Origin of the sequence: Streptococcus oralis (assembly GCF_026782235.1) — a bacterium.
GTDB lineage: Bacteria > Bacillota > Bacilli > Lactobacillales > Streptococcaceae > Streptococcus > Streptococcus oralis_CC.
This window is the reverse complement of the sequence record NZ_JAKUWE010000002.1, coordinates 116,655-134,046: the sequence shown is the minus strand read 5'-3', so window position 1 is coordinate 134,046 and position 17,392 is coordinate 116,655. Positions and strand designations below refer to the sequence as shown.

Below are 17,392 nucleotides of genomic sequence, written 5' to 3'. Positions count from 1 at the left end.
AGGTCCTGTACAAACAGAACCTTGGCCTTTTATTTATAATTAGTTGGGCGATCTTACTCAACGTGGGTTGTCTCATTTGCAAAGGAAATAATCACTTCTTTGAGCTCATCTCCACTGAGTGAACGGAATTCTTCAATCTTTTGATCGATGGCTTCTAGAGGCATGACGTTAACCTTACCAACGAAAATTTTATCCATGACTTGGTTATCAACCAATTCGGTCGAAACCAAGAGTTCTTCGTAAAGTTTTTCGCCTGGGCGGATACCGACTTCAACGATTGGAATTTCACTTTCTGTGTGCCCGCTTAGAAGGACCATTTTCTTAGCCAAGTCGTAAATCTTAACGGGTTTGCCCATATCAAGGATAAAGACTTCCCCATCCTTAGCATAAGCACCAGCATGGATGACCAGACGGCTAGCCTCTGGAATGGTCATGAAGTAACGTGTCATACGGAAGTCTGTCACCGTTACAGGACCACCTTCAGCAATCTGACGTTCAAAGACAGGAATCACACTACCACGGCTACCGAGAACATTCCCAAAACGAACTGCACAGTAGGTTGATTTACTACGTTGGTTAAAGCCAGTAACAATCAACTCTGCCACGCGCTTAGTCGCCCCCATAACATTGGGTGGATTGACCGCCTTGTCAGTCGAAATCATGACCATCTTAGGTACTTTGGCCTCATCAACAGCCTTGGCAACATTGTAGGTCCCGAGGATATTATTCTTGAAGGCTTCTTTTGGATTGCGCTCCATCATTGGAACATGTTTGTGGGCTGCAGCATGGTAGATGATAGCTGGTTTGTACTGTTCAAACACTTGTAAAAGACGATCATAATCCTGAATATCTGCAATGACAGGAACATAATCAATCCCTTGGAATTTACGAATCAACTCATGATAAATAAGGTAGATTGAATTTTCACCATGTCCAAGCAAGACGATACGCTCTGGGTTGAAGCGGCTAATCTGGCGACAAATTTCAGAACCAATCGAACCACCGGCTCCTGTCACCAAGATGGTCTTACCTGTAATTTCTGCACCCAGACGTGATTCGTCAAGGCGAATTTCCTGACGGCCCAAAAGGTCTGTGATATCAATTTTTTGGAAACCACTACCCGATTGATGTAAGCCTTGAACAACTGTCTCAACTTTAGGCATCTTGTAACATTTGACACCTAGTTTATTACACATCTGCAAGATACGTTCATACTCTGATGGATCAAGCGAAGGGATTGCTACAATGACACGCTCGATTTGGTGACGTTTGGCCAATTCAGGTAGATTGTCATAAGAGCCTAGGACTGGGATTCCACCTAGTTTTTGCCCTTTTTTCTTTTCATCGTTGTCCAAAATCCCCACTATCTCAAGCTCACTGGTTGGATGTTGGTAGCTATTCATAAAGAGGGCACCACCATCTCCCGCACCAATCAAGAAGGTACGGCGATGCTCTCCATCTCCACTACCCTTTTTACGTTTGGAATAAATCAGCTGCCAAGTGATACGAGGAAGCAAGATGAGGAAGGTACTCAACAAAATGAAGAGTACGATGAAACGGATAGAAAACAATGGAAGAAAGGCATAGCAGATTCCATAAGAAAGAACACTGCTGAGCATCACTCCGAAAAAGATTTTCATGAAATCCGTAATCTTGCTATAACGACTGATACTAGCATTTAGCCCCCAAAACGCAATCATGATTTGATAGAGGAGGAAGGCTAAAAGAGTGTAGATCACGTAATCCACAGGCGCAGGATTTATAAGGCCATAAAACAAGATATAAGATACGATGATGGAAACCACCATACTCAAAATATCGAATATCCCCCAAAACACTTGTTTTTGCTGTTTATTTAAAATTTCAACCAGATCAATCACATAATCTGTTAGTTTTTTATTCATAGGAATTTACTCCCCCTTAAAAGAGTCAGATGATACTGTTGTTATGATAACCTGAATCATTCAGTCTATCGGGGCTTACTTTCTCTTTCTTAAAAGTTTGACGAAGATAAACTGACGTACAAAGCCTGGACAAAGTGCAACAATTGCCTGAATGGCTACACTTTTAGCATATTCCATGTAAGAAATTTGCCCTCGCTCAAGCATCCGTTGGCGAGCTTGACGATAGAGTTTAAGGTAACGTAAACCACCTCGACGCTCAAACATCCCTGCACCGACACGAACCTTACACAAGATTTGATCTAGGTTCCCAGTCTTGGCACCTGCAGCAATCATATTGAGCCAAAGGAGGTCATCCTCCATGTAAAGGCCATCTTCATAGTTGCCCGCCTTGAGGACCATATCCTTCTTGAACATGACTGTCATATGGTTAAAGGCACTTCTCATTCTCTGATAGGCCACAATATCTGCATGCTGAGTTGGAACACGACGATAAGACACAATCTCATCTGGATTGTCAATGAACTCTGCGATATGCCCGCCTAAGAGATCGAGATCTTCTTTCTCCATTAGCTGAAGCTGTTTCTCAAAACGATCCGGAACAGCTAAATCATCCGTATCCATGCGGGCAATAATGTCATACTGGCACTGTAAAACACCGTATCGAAGAGCCAAACCTAAACCTTGATTTTCTTCTAAGGGGCACCGTTTCACTGGAATGTCTGACTGAGCTTCCACTTCTTCTAGCACCTGATAGAGTTCGGGTGTGAGCGGCCCGTCCTCAACAAGAACAAGTTCACTCGGTTTCAAGGTCTGGTTTTGAACACTTTTGATAGCATCTCTTAAAAACGTCGGATTTTCCTTTACATAGACCGACATCAAGACGCTGATTTTTTGCTTTTCAGGCACAGTTTTTCTCCAATGTATAGATTTCCTTCCACTATTTTATCACAAATTCTCCTAGTTTCCTATTTTTATATCAAATCAAGGAAAATTCTAGTAAAGAAATCTGTCTCTTTTCACTTTATTTTCACTTCCATTGATTGAACTGTCTTGGCTGTCATTACTTGACATTATAAGGAAAAAACCTTAAAATAAGCTGTTATTAAAATCATCCTATCGAGGTTTTTATGAAAAAACAATCACTCTTTTTTGTTCTAGGAATTGTCTTAATCGGGACTGTTTTACGATCTCCTTTTACTGCTCTTCCAACCATTTTAGGAGATATCGCTCAGGGACTAGGAGTGGAGGTTAGCTCTCTTGGAATTTTAACCAGTCTCCCTCTCTTGATGTTTGCTCTTTTCTCTGCTTTTGCAAGCCGCTTGGCACAAAAAATCGGGTTGGAGTATCTCTTTACTTACTGTCTCCTCCTCTTAACTGTTGGCTCTGCCATTCGGATTTTCAATCTTCCCCTTCTCTACCTAGGAACTCTGATCATCGGAGCGAGCATCGCCATTTTCAATGTACTCCTCCCAAGTATGATTCAGGCAAATCAGCCTCAAAAGATTAGTTTCCTAACAACTCTCTATGTCACTGCCATGGGGGTTTCAACGGCCATCGCTTCTTATCTTTCGGTCCCTATCACCCAAGCTAGTTCTTGGAAGGGCCTCATCCTCGTTCTCAGCCTTCTCTGTCTGGTCACTCTGCTAATCTGGTTGCCAAATCATCGCCACAACCACTACCTAGAAGCCCAAAAAGAAAAGCAAGTCAAAGAAAACATTCTAAAAAGTAAAGATGTCTGGGCCATCATTATCTTTGGCGGGCTTCAGTCCTTGCTCTTTTATACAAGTATGACCTGGTTGCCAACGATTGCCATTAGTGCTGGTCTTTCTAATAAGGATGCGGCCCTCCTCGCTTCTATCTTCTCACTGATCAGCATTCCTTTTTCAATGACTGTTCCAAGTCTGACGACTCGTCTATCAGATGGTCACCGTCGAATCATGCTGGCAATCATTTCCTTCTCTGGGATGACAGGAATTGCCATGCTCTTGTATCCAACCAATAATTTCCTCTACTGGTTAGTCGTTCATCTCTTGATTGGAACAGCCTGCAGTGCCCTCTTTCCCTACCTCATGGTTTGCTTCTCTCTTAAAACCAGTTCACCTGAAAAGACGGCTCAGCTGTCAGGACTGGCGCAAACAGGAGGCTACATCTTAGCAGCTTTTGGTCCTGCCTTATTTGGTTATAGTTTTGAACTTTTCCAATCTTGGATTCCAGCCGTCCTTGCTCTTCTAGCCATCGATATCATCATGACTATCTCACTCTTTATGGTGGATCGGGCTGATAAAATCCTCTAAACTTCTAGTTTTTACTAGGAGTTTTTTATATATAAAATTTTTACACATATTTCTTGACAGGGCTTTCAACTTGAGATACAATATATTTGAAAAGAGTATATATAAAATTTCTATATAATATAAAGGAGGTTTCCCATGTACTTCCCAACATCCTCTGCCTTGATCGAGTTTCTCATCTTGGCTGTACTGGAGCAGGGGGATTCTTATGGTTATGAGATTAGTCACACCATTAAGCTCATCGCCAATATCAAAGAATCTACGCTCTATCCCATTCTCAAAAAATTGGAAGCCAGTGGCTTTCTGACCACCTACTCTAGAGAGTTTCAGGGGCGTATGCGCAAATACTACTCCTTGACCAATCGGGGCGTAGAGCAACTCGTTACTCTAAAGGAAGAGTGGACGCTCTATACCGACACCGTCAACGGCATCATAGAAGGGAGTATCCGCCATGACAAGAACTGACTATCTGACTCAGTTAGAAACCTATCTCCATAAACTACCTGAAGCTGACCGCATCGAAGCCATGGATTACTTTAAGGAACTATTTGACGATGCAGGTTCAGAGGGTGAAGAGGAACTCATTGCCAGTCTAGGAACACCAAAAGAAGCGGCTCATGATGTCCTCTCTAACCTCCTAGATAAAAAAGTTAATGAAGCCCCTGCTCAAAAGAATGACCGCCAACTGCTACACATTGCCCTACTTGCCTTACTAGCAGCCCCTATCGGAATTCCGGTCGGGATCGGCATCCTCATGGCCATCATCGGTATTTTTATCGCAGCTGTCTCCGTCATTCTAGCCTTTTTCACTGTTTCGGTGACGGGTATCCTGCTAGGTGGACTCTTTATCATAGAGAGCTTTAGTGTTCTGGTCGAAGCCAAATCTGCCTTTATTTTGATTTTTGGAGCCGGTTTGCTTTCTATCGGTGCTTCTTCTCTTGTTCTACTAGGTATCTCCTATGTAGCCCGTTTCTTTGGCCTCCTAATCGTCCGCTTGGTGCAATGGATTCTTAAAAAAGGAAAGAGAGGTGACAGACATGCGTAAATTGACAAAAGGATTTCTCATCTTTGGTGTGGTTTCTACAATCCTTGGTTTTATCATGATCATTGTAGGCGCCCAGTCCAATGGTATTCAAAGTTTGCTTGCCATGTCAAAAGACCCCGTCTATGACAATCGTATCGAAGAAGTTACCTTTGGAAGTGAAGTGGAAAAACTTGATTTGACCCTTGAGGAACATAGCCTAACCATCACAGAGTCTGTAGATGACAAGATCCACATCACCTATCATCCTTCTGTGTCTGGTCGTCACGATCTGACTACTGGCATGAGTGACAAAACACTGAGCGTCACTGACAAACAAGCCTCCCAACATCGCTTTCTAGGTTCAGGAATCGAAGGCCTACTTCGTATTGCCAGCAATTATTCTCACCGTTTTGACGAAGTCATTCTCTCCCTCCCTAAAGGAAGAAGGCTACAAGCTATCACCGTCTCAGCCAATCGTGGACAAACCAATATTCGTCAAGCCAATCTTGAAAATGCAACAATCAAAACAAAAGGCAACCTCTTAAGACTAACAGAAAGTTCTATCAAGAACAGCACACTAACGACACCTCATATCATCAATATCTTTAATACCGAATTGACAGATAGCCAGGTCCGGACGGAAGGTGAACGTATCTATGCTGAAAATATCCAGGTTCACGGCAAGGTTGAGCTAGAGGCCTATTCCACTCTAACACTCATTCTCTCCCAGAAAGAAACCGACCGTATCAATCTAGATATTTCTTCTCAGCATGGCGGTATCTATCGTCAACCCAAAGAAGAACATCGTGGACAAAAAGAGAATGAACTTGCCAACCCTTATAAAACGGAAAAAGCAGATATCAAGGACCTGCTCATTGCAAAAGCCAACCAGGATATCTACCTACCTAAAGAAGAGTACTCTTCTCCATCTAGAAACCATTGACAAAAACGCTTTCATCTGCTAGTCTAAAGATAGAAAACGACCATAAAAAAGGAGGTTCCACCATGACACAAGAATGGTTTGAAAGCGCCGATCTTGAGAAGAAATCAGCTCAGACGAAATCGGAAATCCAGCACGACCAACCAGAGACTTCGGAAACTGTGGAGACTGAACCACAAGTAAGCCAAGAAACTCCTATCTCACCTAAAGAGTCGGAAAGGCATGAGGAGGAAACTCCCGAAACGATAGAAGAAGCCCAAACCGAGGAAGAGGGAGAAGGGAAGGAGGAAGAGGAGCACAAGCAAGAAAACCCTGCAAAAGAGAAAAGTATCCTCAGCAAGGCTTTAGAAAGCCCCTATATCCCAGATATTGACCCTCGTAAAACTGCCCGATTCAAAGAAGAAATCGCACTATTTTGGTCTTGGCTGCTGGATGCTATCCAAGAACCAACTGCTAGCAAGACTACGGACCAAAAGCATCGTTACAGTGTCTTTGCCCTACTCACCTTGCTGTCTTCTATTAATCTTTTCTTTAGTATCTATCATATCAAGCACCTCTACTATGGCTATATGATTTCTATTGCTAATGGTTCTCCCAACCAGCTTCCTCCTTTAGATCTCTTTGCTGGGCTTTCGATTCTGGTCGCTAGCGCTCTATTTTACTTTTCCATCATTTTGGGAGGCTTTACTGTCCGACGTGTGCTGGATCAGGAGAGTGACTTCACATTCCAAGAAGCCTTTGATCGGTATAGCAGACTCTTTGCTATCCCACTTGTCCTAACAGCTCTAGCAAGTTTCTTTGCACTCTTTGGTGGCTTACGATTTGCTGGCATCCTCACTCTTCTAAGTATGACCATCTTTGCCCTCGGCAATCTCTTTGTGATTAGCAAGCCAAGTAAGACCAGCAGCCTCGACCTATTTTATCGTTTCCTGCTAGCTGTCTTACTTGATGGTGCTATTCTCTTACCCTTCTTCATTGCAGAGCTCGCGCTGACAGTAGACTACCTTCGCATCATGACATTCTTTTAACCAAAATCCCTGCCATTTGTTAATGACAGGGATTTTTATGCTTACTCTTTTTTAAACAAGGCTTACTTGATGCTTGCCAATCCTTCAAAATATTGTCCTAGGATGGGTTTTATTCCTAAAGTTCAGTAGTATGATAACATTGCTATGAAACTCGTTATTCCAAATATTATGCAAATTAGTTTATAGGTAAAATGAAGATTAGAATCCACCAATCTCCATTTTTTAACTTTTAATGAAATTCATCCATATTAATAACTTTGCTTGCTCTAGCAATAACATCCTTATCATGAGTCACGACAATAACAATCTTTTCCTCGTTCACTAATTTCTCAACCTCATTTAGAAATAATTCAGTTGAGTTTCTGTCCAAATTTCCTGTAGGCTCATCAAATAGATAGATGTCCTTTTCTTGCGACAAACTCCTCATAAGTAGAATTTTTTGTTTCTGACCTTGCGAAATATTGGTGGCTTTCCCATCAATCTGATGACTCAGAGATACATTGAGATTCAGACTATCAAGATTATTTGATTCATAGTTTTCCTTATTAAATAGGGTGAAATTAATATTTTTTGAAACACTTCCAGGGAATACGTGAAATTCAGATGAATACACGCTTAAATAATCCAAAATATCAGTCTCCTCTAAAGTAGAAAAACTTTCCATTCCATTCAGTACAATATCTCCCTCTGTTGGAGAAGATAATCCCTGAATAATATTCAAAAAAGATGATTTCCCAGTTCCATTACCGCCTGTAATAACGGTTAATTCACCACTATTAAACTCGAAATTTAATTTATTAAACACCAATCTTTCATCCCATTTTTTAGATAAATCATGGCAAGACAACTGTTTAATTTTAGCTACTGAAATAGGAACAACATCCCTTTTCGCTTCTACCTCCTCTGTTCCAATAAACTCAAAGGAATATTGACTTTTTTTCAATGCTACCCAAGATGTAATTAAAGAACTTAAAATGCTGGATAAAAGTAATAGAATCAAAATACTATTTGCATACTCTGCTATATGTTCATAATCTCTCATAGAAGTTATAGTAGCAATCAAAAATGAACCAGTTAAACCTATAAATATCTGAGTAGAAGCTAATAATCTATTGGTAATATGTGTACTATCTAGTTTCGTTCCCAACAGTTCATTGAGTCTTTCATTAAATTCTTTGATAAAGTCGCTTGATTTTTGGAAACTTATAATATCTTGCAAACCATAAATTGTATTTTCTACAAGAGAACTAAAGTTAGAACTCTTAGCAATAAATTCTCGCTGATTTTTTACAATTTTTCGTATCTCAAAATTTACATATAAACCAAGAATAACTATAGATAAGCTTGTAACTGCGAAAATAATGATATTCAATTTTAATAGCAATAATAGTAGCAAGCAAAACACTAAAAGCTGTACCTTTAAGTAAAATTTTTGCATAATACCTGTTGCTGATAACAACAAATTCCAAAAATAACTACTAACATACTCATAATTCTTAGTTAAAGAAAAATCATTCAATTGGTTCTGATAAAAAGAGGACAGAATATCATTTAAAAAATCATTCTCAATCTTTCCTTTTAATCTCGTTTCTAATATAGAAAACTGCCAATAAAAATATGAACCTAACATTATTGAAGCGAGACTAAATAACTGAAAGCTAAACTGAATATTAAGCAGATTAGACATTGTTATTTGTAGAAAAAAAGCAATAGTAACTGGTAAGATAATTTTGGCTATTCCCAAGAAAAAGATTGCAAACTTTCTCTTCCAACTAAGTGAAGATAGAAATCTATGATATAACTTATCTGCATAGCTAAAAGTAACAACACCTTTTCTATCTTCTAAATTAACACTCTCACTCTTTTGGGGAATTAAAACAACTCCTACACTCTGACTAAAAAGTTCTAAACTTGAAATTTTCTCAATTTCCTCATTTGCAGGATCAGAAACCGTCAATAAATTACTATCTCCATCTAATACAACAATATAATGAGGTAAACCAGCTCTTTCTACTACCATCAAATAAGGAAATGATACGTTATTTAACAAACTAGGAGCGTCAATTTGATAAGAATCCGCATCAATACCATAGCTTTTTAGCATACCTTCTATTTCAAACAAAGACAGTCCTTGGTGATTATGATTCTCAAATTGTAGACTATCTAAATGTTCTAATTTTGGGAAATAATAAGAAATGATTGTCTTTACACAAGCCATTCCACAATCCAGCAAAGTTGCTTGTTTATAGTGACTAACCATTATTTTCTCCTTTTTCAACACTTATCTTACTATAGCCATCAACTTCAATGACGCTATTCGAAGTTTGATTTGTGGTAGGAACCCTTAAAATTTCTCCTGTATTGTTTGTATGTAAAGTATAAATCCCATCAAAATCTTGAGGAACTGTAATAGATACATCGCCAACAAGAGTATCTATAAATATTTTTTCGAAAGTAGCATTTTTCCCTAAGGAAATAGTTACATATAACTTGTCTTTCCCTTCTGAACTCAGAGCCAAATTAAAACCATGTTGTGAAAATGGTAGATATAGACTATCTGAACTCATTTTAACGTTTTTAGATATATTATTCGCTGATTCTTCGGAAACTTTTCCTTCTATTTGAACACTTGTTTCATCTGATTCACTCTTGACAACTTTAACATCAATTGCTTGCTTTGAGCCATAAAACTCTAACGTTTTAATACTTTTAGAAGAAAGAGTCCATGATTGTTTCACACTGATTGTCGTCTCTCCTCGTTTTAAGGTTAATAAAATTCCAGCTACTACAAACAGTAACAACAGCCCAACTACAATTCCTATTTTTTTCATCATTAGTCCTCCTACTTAAATTCTTTTTTACTAAATACAGCTAACGCAAGCACAAGTACTGCTATACTCACCACGATAGGATAGCATACGTTTGTAAGGGTAAATTGACTAAAACTTGGTGATGCTTTCAAATTTAAAGTCATAAGCAAATAGTCTTTCACACTCTCACCAGAGTTTGGAAAGACATAAGCCAATAGGTTATCAAATAGTAAAATGTAGAGTGTATAAATCATACATGATTCATAAACCTTATCAAATATTTGAAAAATCAATAACGAGATACTTATAATGACAAAATAGTATGGTAGTTGGTGTAAAAATGTCGAAACAATCAACACCATGTCCCCTTCCAAATAAACAAGAGCTGTTAAACTATAAAAAATAGTCACATATAGGAAAGATAAACAAAAGGTTCCCAAGGTTTTATATAAAAATAACTTCCAACGCTGTTTTTCTTTTGTGAGCAGAATATTGATCGTACGGAAACTATAATCTTCTCCCCAGAAAAATAAATTGGCAGAGATGAAAAGCAAAGGAATAAAACCACTCACATTTGAAATCAACACTCGAAATGCCGGCTCATTTTCATTTGATGACTTAAAAAACAAGGAGAATAACAAAATCAATAATCCTATCAACAAACTAGGAAGTACTCCTCTTTTTTCCCAGTAAAATTTATACATATCTGCCTTAAGAGAATTCATGACTCTCCTCCTTTCTTAAATCATCAGATAATATTACGCAAATAGTAGTCCTCAAAGCGTTCCTTCTTAATATAAATATCCTGTATTACTAGATTTGAAGCGACACTATATTCCAAAATAGCCATTAATTTTTCCTTCTCTGTCACAACCAGATAGTCATCCTGCTCAAAATGGTCAACGCCCTCTTTTTCTAAAAACATTTGTAGAATCTGATTATCACTTGTCTTTAGGAAAATTTTTTCAGATAAATTGGTCGCTAGCATTTGTGAACTCATCACATTTAGAATCTTTCCTTGTTTCATGATGATATACTTATCTGTTATAAATTCCAATTCTGACAGAATATGGCTCGAGATTAAAAAAGTAACTCCTAACTGATCCCTTAAATTCAAAATCATTTTTCTTAAATCTGAAATCCCTTGAGGATCTAACCCATTCACGGGTTCATCTAAGATAATAAGCTCTGGATTATCCAAAAGCGCAATTGCTATCGATAGTCTTTGCTTCATTCCAAGGGAATAGTTTTTTACTTTTCGATCCCATGACGGTTCAGGCAAGTGAACCAATTCCAACATTTTTGTGATATCTGTCTTTAAACCAAATCTTGTTTTATAATATTGCAGGTGTTGACGTCCAGTCAAGTTTGGATAAAGGGCAGGTGATTCGATAATACTGCCAATCTTATGCTGCGAAACACTCTCGATTTCTCCCTTATCAGCTCGAATGAGTCCTAGGAGAATTCTCATTAATGTTGTCTTGCCAGCACCATTTTCACCAATAAGGCCACATATTTCCCCTTTCCCAATATCAAAGGAAACATTATGGAGAACCTGTTCTTTTCCATATGTTTTATCGATATTTTTAAGACTTAAAATCACACGATTCATAGTTTCTCTCCTTTCATCATATCAAAGAAATCTCTGACAAGGAATGAACCCTGCCAGAGATTTTTAGCTTACGTTAACTCCAGCAGAAGAATCCAATACCTGCAATCATTCCAACAACACCATATGGTGAAAGTGCACAAAATTGACCTGCCACAATGTGTTTTTTATGTTTATTGCTTAGTTTTTTCATTAATTAACCCTCCTATTTAATCCCAACAAAATAAACCTATTCCATATGGAAGACCTATGATACAAAAGCGACCTGCTACAATATGCAATTTATCACGTTTAGTAAGTTTTTTCATTAGCTTGTCCCTCCATTAATCCCAACAAAATAGACCTATTCCATATGGGAGACCTATAATACAAAAGCGGCCTGCTACAATGTGTCTTTTAACACGTCCAGTTAGTTTTCTCATCAGAAAACCCTCCTTTTAAAAAATTTTTTATAATAACCAAATGAGATTCTCATTTCAGTTATTTATTAACTGTTTTAAATCTTTAGATAACATTTCTTCGCTTCCTTGTTCAATATAAATTTCTTTCACTATCCCATCTTTATCCACTATAAAGATAGTTGGAATAGCTTTTACATCCAAGAACTTAAAAGCTTGTAAATCTTGATCTATATAAACTGGAAAGGTAAAACCCTGATCCATTAAAAATTGATGAGAGGTTTCAAGTGTTTCACGTTCCCCATCGACTATATCCACCATAAAGAAATCAACTTTATCTTGATATTTATCATAAAGGCGCTGAATGATTGGGAGCTCTTTTTGACAATCAGGACACCAACTAGCCCAGAATACCACAACCTTTGATTTAGACTTGTAATCCGATAATTGAACCTGCGCTCCCTCATTGGAGGTCAACAATGCATTCTTGAATGTTGTATTTTTAGTTTTTGAAATATATTGTTTTATCTCCTCTTCTTTTTTTAAGAGAAGCTCTTGTTTTGTTTCTTCTTGATGATGAGATTCTTGGTTTTGATAGTAAAATCCTGCTAAAAATAAAGAAGCTATCACAAGAAGAATCATTGCCTCTACAACATGTTTTTTTGACATCATGGATTGTCCTCCACCTCTGAAATTTTAAAACTTTCGATAATAGATAATTCTTCTGGTAAGATTAAAACACGCTCTTCATCTGCATCTAAAATAGCTAAACGGTATAGTTCCTTGTTCAACTCTATTTGTACCAACTTTTGCTCATTCGTGTTATTTCGAACTATCAGACTATGGCGAGTTTGTGTAAAAGTCTCTAGTGAGATACTAAAATCTTCCATTTCCATCTCCTACCCATAAAACCAAAAACTCAGACTTAAAAATACTGCAAATCCAAACATTTTTCTTTCCTCCTTATCTCTTATTCTTTATGGTTAAAGTATAACGCTTTCAAAAAGAAAAAAACATGACAAAAATGTCATGTCATCTCTTCATTTCTTCAAAAGTTTTTATATCTTTTTCTTTTTCTCCCAATATACGCGCTTCTAATACTGAGTCTCCAAATGCTTGAGCGCAAATAACAGCTCTATCATATAAGTGGATAGCTTTTTCCTTATCCTGTTTATGAAATAGGGTACACATAGCATCTAGCATATCAACAATTGGCTTGTTTTGAAAATCCTGCGATAAGGTCATCAACGTGTTCATTGCCTTAACATAAGGCTCAAAAGTGGAGTAAGATTTTTCCATCCATTGAACAGCTAAAGAATCAAGCACAGTTCTCTTTAACATATAGGCTGTCTCTAAATCGGATGAATTTGTTTCTCTTATAAGTTTTTTAGAAAGCATCCAAAATAGTTCATGATGATACTCAGTCGGTCTTGCCAAACACGAACCAAAATACAGCTTTATCAGGAGCAAATCATTCACCGAGTAATTTTTTCTTATCTTTACTTGTTCAAAATACTCATCAAGCAAAGCATCTCCAAACCCTGCATCCTCACTTACAAAGACATCAAAACTAGCTTGTAAGGCGCTGATTGCAATCTGCTCATCCTCAGGTAGACTGTCATAATAGTGTTCGTAAACTCTTTCAAACAACTCTTCTTTAATATGAATTCTGTCATCATCTCCATAAGTTTGAAACTTAATAAGTTTATCCTTTACTATCAAGTACTCTGAAGGTAAAATCATATGATCCATATCTACTATATGTGAAATTGGACAGCCTAGTTTGTAAGCTATATACTCTACCTTGGATAAACTTGGGGAAGACTGCCCTGATTCAATCCGTGCTAATTGGCGCACCGTTATCTCAGTTTCATCATCACAAAGAGTTTCACGAGTGATATGTTTCATCTCTCGCAACATTCGGATTCTTTTACCTACTTCCTTCTTGATATCCATCTTAAGATCTCCTGATCATTATTTAACGAACAATATTCTATTTTTTGTTATATTATACTATTTTTCATTGAACTAAGCAATTTTTGAAATTTCACATTACAAAACCTAACTAAGCTAAACTATCTTTCGCATGCTAAATAGCAGTTGATCTGCTTTACTTTTCTTGTGCCAATCCTTCAAAATCTTGTTCTAGGATGGCTTGTACCTCTAATTGATTGGCATCTAATTGCTGGTAAAGTGCTTTTGGTAGTGACTCTAGGAATTTTACATAATCTAAGCGAGCGATGGATTCGTAGTCTTCGGCTTTTGAACCATCACCAGAAATCGCCACTAGGTCAATCTCCCAAACAAGTTCCTTGCCTGCCAGCTGCTCGGTATAAGGAGCTGGTACAACAGGTTCCTTTGGCAAAATCGTCTTGACTCCCTGGGCTAGGTGATAGATACCGTGCACCTTGCCTTGGGCGTCTGGGTAAAATTTCACACTGGCAAGGTAGGCATCAGAACCTTGAACCTTCTTGACCAACTCTTCAAAACGTGCCAATCCATCCTCAGCCAAAAAGCTCTCGAGGTATTCCTTGTTGAGATAGATAGGGGACAAGAGTCCTTGGCAATATACTAAACGAACTGCCTTATCCGCTAAATATTGCTTGACCGTTTGTCGGAAATAAGTTTCAAAGTCAAAGTCTTCTAGCCCTTCTACCACTTGCCCCAACTTGCTCGATAGGGCTTGGAGGAGAGCTTCTACAATCTCCCAGTCTGCTCTGGTAAGGAAGTCTGGAATCACCACTTGATAACCTTTTCGACTATCCGCATAGTTCACTTTGAAGAGAAATTGCGATTGACCTACAATCCCACACTCCATGTATTCGAGACGATTGAGGGGTTGACGGAGATAGACTGCATCATAACTATGCGACTCCAAGCCCTCCACCAAGGCCAAGATGGACTTGGCGGTCAAGACCTCCTGTTGTCCTAGAATGCTTTCTTTATTTGGGATAAAAAATGTTTTCGCCATAACTGGCCTCCTTTGAAATCGTTTACATACAGTATAACCTATTTTCCTGAAAGATACAGAAACAAACTTTAGATTTTTAGATAAAAAGCATAGAAAAACAGCCCCTGAAGGCTGTTTGATGTTATACAGTAGCGACTTGATCCAAGCTTTCACCGATAGCTGCTAGGCGCTCCACCACTTCTGCTTGTGTCAATTCATTTTCTGAAACATAGCGGTTGCGTGGGTGAACACGACACTCGTGTGAGCATCCACGAAGGTACTTGTCTTCATTTTCTTCTGATGTTAGGATACGACGGTTACAGAAGGGATTTCCACAGTTGACATAGCGTTCACATGGTGTTCCATCAAACCAGTCTTTTCCTACGATGGTTGGGTTAACATGGTTGACATCGACTGCGATACGCTCGTCAAAGACGTACATTTTCCCATCCCAAAGCTCGCCTTGAACTTCTGGGTCTTTACCGTAGGTTGCGATTCCTCCGTGCAATTGACCAACATCTTTGTAGCCTTCACGAACCATCCAGCCTGAGAATTTCTCACAGCGAACGCCACCTGTACAGTAAACCACAACACGCTTGTCCATGAATTTTTCCTTGTTGTCACGGACCCATTGTGGCAACTCACGGAAGTTGCGGATGTCTGGGCGGATAGCCCCACGGAAGTGTCCTAGGTCGTACTCGTAATCGTTACGTGTGTCAAGAACCACTGTATCTTCGTCAAGAAGGGCTTCTTTGAACTCTTTTGGAGACAAGTAAGCACCTGTTGTTTCAAGTGGGTTGATGTCATTATCAAAGTCGTTGTCTTCCAAACCAAGGTGGACAATTTCTTTCTTGTAGCGAACAAACATCTTCTTGAAGGCTTGTTCATTTTCTTCATCAATCTTGAACCAGAGGTCTTCCATTCCTGGAAGGCTGTGAACGTAGTCCATGTATTTTTGAGTTGTTTCGTAGTCACCTGAAACGGTTCCGTTGATTCCCTCGTCAGCGACTAGGATACGACCTTTAAGGCCGATTGATTTACAGAAAGCCAAGTGATCTGCCGCAAATTGCTCTGCATTTTCAATTGGAGTATAGAGGTAGTAAAGTAAGACACGAATATCTTTTGCCATAAGATTTGTTCTCTTTTCTATTCTTAAATTTTCAGAATTTTTCATTCAACTATACTAGTATACCCACTTGGGAAAACGAATGCAATTTATTTGACCGGAAATTGTATAGAGAGACCTGCCACTGCACTTCATCAGTAACCATAGCGAATCGTAGATAATTCTCTCAATTTTTTGATATGCTTAGCTTGACTTTCTGACAAACCCAGCTTGTTATCAATCAACACACGTGAGATGTCAACGTTCATTTGGCTCAGAATAAATGGAGTAGAGGTTCCATCATCCTCTAATCGTTTTTGATAAATCACTAACTGATTTTTCAAGGGAACAAGTTGAGGCGCAGCCTTTATATCTTCCAATAGATGATCAATGATGGTCATCGCTTCACAACGCCTTTCTCTACCTCCATCGAACCATTTTAATGGTGTCATTCTCATTTTTCTCCTGAAATTCGCTTATAAATTGAAAAACTATAATTCCTAACTCGCCTGCCAGTATTTTACCCAAACACCCTATGTAAAAAAGTCAGCAAAAATGGCAAGGTCGCTACAATATTATTGATCACATGCACTGCATAGGAAGGATAGATGCTCTTGGTATAGCGGGTCAAACCAGCAAAGATGATTCCAGATGTTGTAAAAACGAAGATATCTAACAGACTAGGCAGGCTTGAAAAATGAGGGAGAGCAAATAAAATGGACGGAAGAAGCAAATCAAGACCAAATCTCGAATCTTTAAAAAAGGCGTGTTGCAGTAATCCTCTATAGATTAACTCTTCCATCAGCGGAACCAGAAAGAACAGGGCTATATAAATACCTAGCTCTGCAAAATTAGTCCCACTATAACCAATCAATACAGCCCAACCTTCAGCAGTTGACTGAACATGTTTAGCTGTCTGAACGTTAAAAGAGATCTGGAGCACTACCACTAATACTGTCAAAATCGAATACCAAAGCCATTTTTCTCTTGGAATGCGAAAGAGATAACCATGGCCTGTCTTAACCAGAATCCAAATCATGACTCCGATAAATAGCAAACTCAGGATATTTTGAATCCAGAAGAAATTGCCAATCTGGGAAGAAAATTGCCAATAGTTTTGGACAATAAGCGTCAGCTGAGAAAGGCCAAATACGAAAAATAGGTAAGAGAAGACAGCACTCATTTTGAAAAGAAGGCGATATTTTTTCATAATAAATCCTCTATAGATGTATGTGTATCACATCGCATAAACCCTCAGAACCACTGTTTTCATTTTTACATCCTAAAAATCACTACCTCCCCTAGAGAACTAAGGAAGGCAGTGATCACATTT

Annotated in this window: 18 protein-coding genes; 5 read left to right on the top strand and 13 right to left on the bottom strand. The window is 38.5% G+C overall.

Annotation, left to right across the window (positions count from 1 at the left end; all coding sequences use genetic code 11):
- Window positions 1–53: 53 nt before the first annotated feature.
- On the bottom strand, window positions 54–1,904 hold the full coding sequence (locus tag MK396_RS01090; protein WP_268723405.1) for a nucleoside-diphosphate sugar epimerase/dehydratase: 1,851 nt from the start codon (window positions 1,902–1,904) through the stop codon (window positions 54–56).
- A 75-nt stretch (window positions 1,905–1,979) separates the two neighbouring features.
- The gene (locus tag MK396_RS01085; protein WP_268723404.1) at window positions 1,980–2,810 is read right to left on the bottom strand and encodes a glycosyltransferase; all 831 of its coding nucleotides are present in this window, start codon (window positions 2,808–2,810) and stop codon (window positions 1,980–1,982) included.
- Between the two features lie 221 nt (window positions 2,811–3,031).
- On the opposite strand from MK396_RS01085, the gene MK396_RS01080 reads away from it, so the two are divergent.
- The 5 genes from MK396_RS01080 (at window position 3,032) to MK396_RS01060 (ending at window position 7,187) form a co-directional block, all read left to right on the top strand.
- Window positions 3,032–4,198: a CynX/NimT family MFS transporter gene (locus MK396_RS01080; RefSeq protein WP_268723403.1), complete on the top strand. Its 1,167-nt coding sequence runs from the start codon at window positions 3,032–3,034 to the stop codon at window positions 4,196–4,198.
- A gap of 135 nt (window positions 4,199–4,333) precedes the next feature.
- Window positions 4,334–4,660, top strand: a complete 327-nt coding sequence (locus MK396_RS01075) for a PadR family transcriptional regulator (RefSeq protein WP_268723402.1) — start codon at window positions 4,334–4,336, stop codon at window positions 4,658–4,660.
- A complete protein-coding gene (locus MK396_RS01070) occupies window positions 4,647–5,240 on the top strand; it encodes a DUF1700 domain-containing protein (RefSeq protein ID WP_268723401.1) in 594 nt (197 codons plus the stop codon). The genes MK396_RS01075 and MK396_RS01070 overlap by 14 nt, the downstream gene beginning before the upstream one ends.
- Window positions 5,233–6,162 (top strand): DUF4097 family beta strand repeat-containing protein, encoded by a 930-nt coding sequence (locus MK396_RS01065; RefSeq protein ID WP_268723400.1) that lies wholly within the window; start codon window positions 5,233–5,235, stop codon window positions 6,160–6,162. Before MK396_RS01070 ends, MK396_RS01065 begins: the two co-directional genes overlap by 8 nt.
- Before the next feature lie 62 nt (window positions 6,163–6,224).
- Window positions 6,225–7,187 (top strand): DUF6574 domain-containing protein, encoded by a 963-nt coding sequence (locus MK396_RS01060; protein WP_268723399.1) that lies wholly within the window; start codon window positions 6,225–6,227, stop codon window positions 7,185–7,187.
- Between the two features lie 229 nt (window positions 7,188–7,416).
- On the opposite strand, the gene MK396_RS01055 is transcribed toward MK396_RS01060, so the two are convergent.
- The 11 genes from MK396_RS01055 to MK396_RS01005 form a co-directional block, all read right to left on the bottom strand.
- A complete protein-coding gene (locus tag MK396_RS01055; RefSeq protein WP_268723398.1) occupies window positions 7,417–9,447 on the bottom strand; it encodes an ATP-binding cassette domain-containing protein in 2,031 nt (676 codons plus the stop codon).
- The gene (locus MK396_RS01050) at window positions 9,440–10,021 is read right to left on the bottom strand and encodes a hypothetical protein (protein WP_084872361.1); all 582 of its coding nucleotides are present in this window, start codon (window positions 10,019–10,021) and stop codon (window positions 9,440–9,442) included. Before MK396_RS01050 ends, MK396_RS01055 begins: the two co-directional genes overlap by 8 nt.
- A gap of 8 nt (window positions 10,022–10,029) precedes the next feature.
- Window positions 10,030–10,722, bottom strand: coding sequence for an ABC transporter permease (locus tag MK396_RS01045; protein ID WP_268723397.1), 693 nt, complete (start codon window positions 10,720–10,722; stop codon window positions 10,030–10,032).
- Window positions 10,723–10,745: 23 nt separating this feature from the next.
- Window positions 10,746–11,609, bottom strand: a complete 864-nt coding sequence (locus MK396_RS01040; RefSeq protein WP_084872358.1) for an ATP-binding cassette domain-containing protein — start codon at window positions 11,607–11,609, stop codon at window positions 10,746–10,748.
- A 473-nt stretch (window positions 11,610–12,082) separates the two neighbouring features.
- Window positions 12,083–12,673, bottom strand: a complete 591-nt coding sequence (locus MK396_RS01035) for a TlpA family protein disulfide reductase (protein ID WP_268723396.1) — start codon at window positions 12,671–12,673, stop codon at window positions 12,083–12,085.
- A complete protein-coding gene (locus MK396_RS01030) occupies window positions 12,673–12,894 on the bottom strand; it encodes a hypothetical protein (protein WP_268723395.1) in 222 nt (73 codons plus the stop codon). Before MK396_RS01030 ends, MK396_RS01035 begins: the two co-directional genes overlap by 1 nt.
- Window positions 12,895–13,036: 142 nt before the next feature.
- On the bottom strand, window positions 13,037–13,960 hold the full coding sequence (locus MK396_RS01025; protein ID WP_268723394.1) for a helix-turn-helix domain-containing protein: 924 nt from the start codon (window positions 13,958–13,960) through the stop codon (window positions 13,037–13,039).
- Between the two features lie 154 nt (window positions 13,961–14,114).
- The gene (locus tag MK396_RS01020) at window positions 14,115–14,975 is read right to left on the bottom strand and encodes a DUF4299 family protein (protein WP_268723393.1); all 861 of its coding nucleotides are present in this window, start codon (window positions 14,973–14,975) and stop codon (window positions 14,115–14,117) included.
- A 121-nt stretch (window positions 14,976–15,096) separates the two neighbouring features.
- The gene (locus tag MK396_RS01015) at window positions 15,097–16,083 is read right to left on the bottom strand and encodes a rhodanese-related sulfurtransferase (protein ID WP_001030013.1); all 987 of its coding nucleotides are present in this window, start codon (window positions 16,081–16,083) and stop codon (window positions 15,097–15,099) included.
- A 131-nt stretch (window positions 16,084–16,214) separates the two neighbouring features.
- Window positions 16,215–16,511 carry a bacteriocin immunity protein gene (locus MK396_RS01010; protein ID WP_268723392.1) on the bottom strand — a complete coding sequence of 99 codons (297 nt, stop codon included), beginning with the start codon at window positions 16,509–16,511 and terminating at the stop codon, window positions 16,215–16,217.
- A gap of 68 nt (window positions 16,512–16,579) precedes the next feature.
- Window positions 16,580–17,269: a CPBP family intramembrane glutamic endopeptidase gene (locus MK396_RS01005; RefSeq protein WP_057488927.1), complete on the bottom strand. Its 690-nt coding sequence runs from the start codon at window positions 17,267–17,269 to the stop codon at window positions 16,580–16,582.
- Window positions 17,270–17,392 lie beyond the last annotated feature (123 nt).